4 protein-coding genes are annotated in these 3,317 nt (G+C 71.5%); 2 read left to right on the top strand and 2 right to left on the bottom strand.

Translation table 11 applies throughout. The features are described 5' to 3' along the window. Positions 1-190: 190 nt before the first annotated feature. A complete protein-coding gene (locus ACIRDX_RS22000; RefSeq protein WP_396627562.1) occupies positions 191-658 on the top strand; it encodes a hypothetical protein in 468 nt (155 codons plus the stop codon). Positions 659-679: 21 nt separating this feature from the next. Here ACIRDX_RS22000 and ACIRDX_RS21995 read toward each other — a convergent pair whose 3' ends face one another. Further along, positions 680-1,930, bottom strand: coding sequence for an ATP-binding protein (locus ACIRDX_RS21995; protein WP_396627561.1), 1,251 nt, complete (start codon positions 1,928-1,930; stop codon positions 680-682). Between the two features lie 69 nt (positions 1,931-1,999). Between ACIRDX_RS21995 and ACIRDX_RS21990 the strand changes: the two genes are divergently transcribed. After that, positions 2,000-3,070 (top strand): cobalamin-independent methionine synthase II family protein, encoded by a 1,071-nt coding sequence (locus ACIRDX_RS21990; protein WP_396627560.1) that lies wholly within the window; start codon positions 2,000-2,002, stop codon positions 3,068-3,070. Between the two features lie 5 nt (positions 3,071-3,075). On the opposite strand, the gene ACIRDX_RS21985 is transcribed toward ACIRDX_RS21990, so the two are convergent. Further along, positions 3,076-3,317: DUF2834 domain-containing protein (locus ACIRDX_RS21985; RefSeq protein WP_396627559.1), on the bottom strand; the 242-nt coding region annotated here is incomplete at its 5' end.

Genomic DNA, 3,317 nt, shown 5'->3' with positions numbered 1-3,317 from the left:
GGGACATCCCTGTTCCAGGTACCCCGATCCGCTGCATCGTCGTACCCGTGCCCGCGACGGCAGCGCCTGGCGCGCGTGTGCCATCGCCGGCGGGGCGAACGGCGCCTGCCGCCACGGCGACGAGCCAGGGGCCTGTCACGGGCACACGACGACTGCGGCTCGTCCCGGCCGGCGTCACGGAGGGGTCGCGATGAGCCGCCTCGGGTGGAACTGCCCCGGCTGCCGCAAGACCTATGTGGTACCCGACCTGGTCTGCGAGGCATGCGGGACCGTGGCTGGCCCCCTGCACGTCGTGCTCTCGACCGTCGAGCGCATGGGCATGATGCGCCAGCACTTCTCGCTCGGCCCCGCGCGGCAGCGTCCCTCCAGGGAGCAACTCGACGCCTCGACGACGTGCCCGGACTGTCAGGGGTATGGCGCGCTGCCCGCCGTGCTGCTCGACCCGGGCCCGGGCTGTCGCCGCTGCGCGGGCACCGGCTACGTGTGGCGCACCGCCCTCACGGCTACCGAACTGGCAGTCGATGATGCCAACCGGGAGCGACGACGGGCGATGGAACGGCGTGTCGATCTGGCGGTCGTGATGAAGCCGGATTCAGCCCTGGAGCCGCCCATGCCGGGCGCATTGCCCGGGCCGTCGCAGGACCGGGAGGAATCGTGACGGCGATTCGCGGCGTCGCGGTCAGTCGGCCGGATCGGTGAGCGCGAGCCGCACCGCGCGCGCCAGCACGTCGCGCGTGAACGGCTTGGCGAGCATGTGGGCGCCCGGGGGAAGTTCGCCGGCGGCGTTCATCAACTGGCTCGGATGCCCCGAGGTGTAGAGCACGCGCAGGCCGGGGCGGCGGCGACGGGCCTCGTGTGTCAGCGTCGGGCCGTCGAGCGGCCCAGGCATCACGACGTCGGTGAACAGCAGGTCGACGTGCGCGCCCTCGTCGAGGAAACGGAGCGCATCGACTGCGGTGGTCGCGGCGATCACGCGATAGCCGAGGCTCTCGAGCAGTTGGCTGGCAAGCCGGCGGACCGCCTCGTTGTCGTCGACGACGAGCACGGCTTCGACGGCGGCCTGGGGCGGCGGCTCCGGCGCGGCGGCCGTGACGGGCACGTCGCTCCCGCGCGGCAGCAGCAGGGTCACGGTGGTGCCCTCGCCCGGCGCACTGGTGATCACCAGCGCGCCTCCGGACTGCGTCGCGAACCCCTTGACCATGCTCAATCCGAGCCCGGTGCCCATGCCCTGCGGCTTGGTCGTGAAGAACGGATCGGTCACGCGCGCGAGGACGTCGGGCGCCATGCCTGCGCCGCCGTCGGTCACGGTGATGACCACGTAATCCCCTGCTGCGACCTGCCGGCCGAGCCGGCGCGCCTCGTCCCACCCGAGCGTGCGGTTGCGCGCAGCCAGGGTGATGGTCCCCCCGCCCGGGAGCGCGTCGCGGGCATTGAGCGCGAGGTTCAGGAGGGCGCTCTCGAGCAGGGGTTGGTCGACGTGCGCGGGCCAGAGGTCGGCAGGCGCATCGACCTGCAGGGGCCAGCGCTCGCCGAGGGTGCTCGTGAGCAGCCGCACCACCTCGCGGAGCACCGCGCTGGCGTCGCGCGACGAGGCCTGCAGCGGATGCCGCCGGGCGAACGCGAGCAACTGACGGCTCAGGCCGCTGCCGTGCTCGATGGCGCGATGCATGTCGTCGAGCATCGCGTGCAGGTCCTGTGGCATCCCGGCGTGGTGTCGCAGCAGTTCGACGTTGGCGAGCAGGACCGTCAGCAGGTTGTTGAAGTCGTGGGCGACGCCGCTCGTGAGTTGCGCGATGGCCTTTTCGGTGTGGGCCTCGGTCTGCCCGACCTCGACCTGGCGGCGATGCGCGCCGATCGCCTTGGCCATCTGCAGGGCGGCGGTGCGCAGGCGGCGATGGCTGTCGGGGCCGACATCGGCCGGCAGAGGCATGGCCTATTCTGCTACCGGACGGCAGGGACCGGCGATAAAATCGGCGCACCCTTCCCGGGCTCCCTCCCAGTGATTCCGACAGAACCCATTGGCAGCATTCCGCGACCCGATGCCCTGATCGCCGCCTCCCGCGCGGTCGAGGACGGCCGGACGCACGTCGACGAGGTCCGGCCCCTGGTCGAGGCCGCTGTGCAGGACACCATCGCGCGCTTCGAGGCCACCGGCTCCCCCGTCATCACCGACGGCGAGCAAGGCAAGTTCCTCGGCTTCTGGACATACCCGGTCCAGGGCAGCGGCAACCTCGGGAGCGACGGCTTCGTGCTGACGTTCGACGCGGGCCACCGGCACGACCGCCGGATGCCCGCCCTGACGCGAGGCCCGCTGCGCTACCAGCGCTACGCGTACGAGTTCCTGGACCTGGCCGCGAGGTTTGCGACACGACCGCTGAAGCAGGCCGTGATCTCGCCCTCCGCCATCAGCCTGCTCTACCCGGCCGAGGACCTGCCGGGGTATCCGCGCGAGGCGTTCATCGACGACCTGCTGCGCGAGCACGTGCGTGAGGTCCGGGGCTGCCTCGCGCGCGGCGCGCACACCGTACAGGTGGACTTCACCGAGGGCCGGTTCGCACTCAAGCTCGACCCGTCGGGGGCGTTGCTGCGTTCCTTCGTCGAGCTGAACAACCTGGCGCTCGAGCAGTTCACGGCGGCCGAGCGGGCGCGCATCGGCGTCCACACCTGCCCCGGTGGCGACCTCGACTCGACCCACAGCGCCGACGTCGACTACGCGCTGCTGATGCCCGCCCTGTTCGAGCTGCAGGCCGGCCGCGTCTTCCTGCAACTGGCCAGCGAGCGCGATCGCCGCGCCGTGCTCGCGTCGGTGCGCGAGAACCTGCGCCCCGGGCAGCAGGTGTACGTGGGCGTGATCGATCACCTCGATCCGGAGGTCGAGACGCCCGAGCAGGTGCGCGACCGCATCCTCGAGGCGGCCGAGTACATCCCGCTCGATCAGCTCGGCACGACCGACGACTGCGGCTTCTCGCCGTTCAGCGACGACAGGTCCACGAGCCGCGACACCGCGTTTGCCAAGATTCGCGCGCGCGTCGAGGGCACCGCCCTGGCCAGCGCCGCCCTCGGCGTCTGAGTGAGTCAGCTGCGCGTGGCGCGCAGTTCACGGACGAGCAGGTAGGTGAGCGGACCGAACGACCCGGCCGCGAGCGTGAGCACGATGAACGGCCAGGGCGACAGCCCCCGCGTCGGCGCATCGCCGTGCATCCAGAAACACGACAGCACCGCCAGGATCACGAGGTCGGCGAAGACCTGCCCCGGGCCCCAGTTCTGGAAGTGTGGCCTGATGATGCCCAGGAAGCCCACGTCCATCAGGGCGATGG

The organism is Luteitalea sp. (genome assembly GCF_044337415.1).
Classification (GTDB): domain Bacteria; phylum Acidobacteriota; class Vicinamibacteria; order Vicinamibacterales; family Vicinamibacteraceae; genus Luteitalea.
The sequence above is the reverse complement of the archived record's forward strand: the minus strand, read 5'-3'. Positions and strand labels throughout refer to the sequence as shown.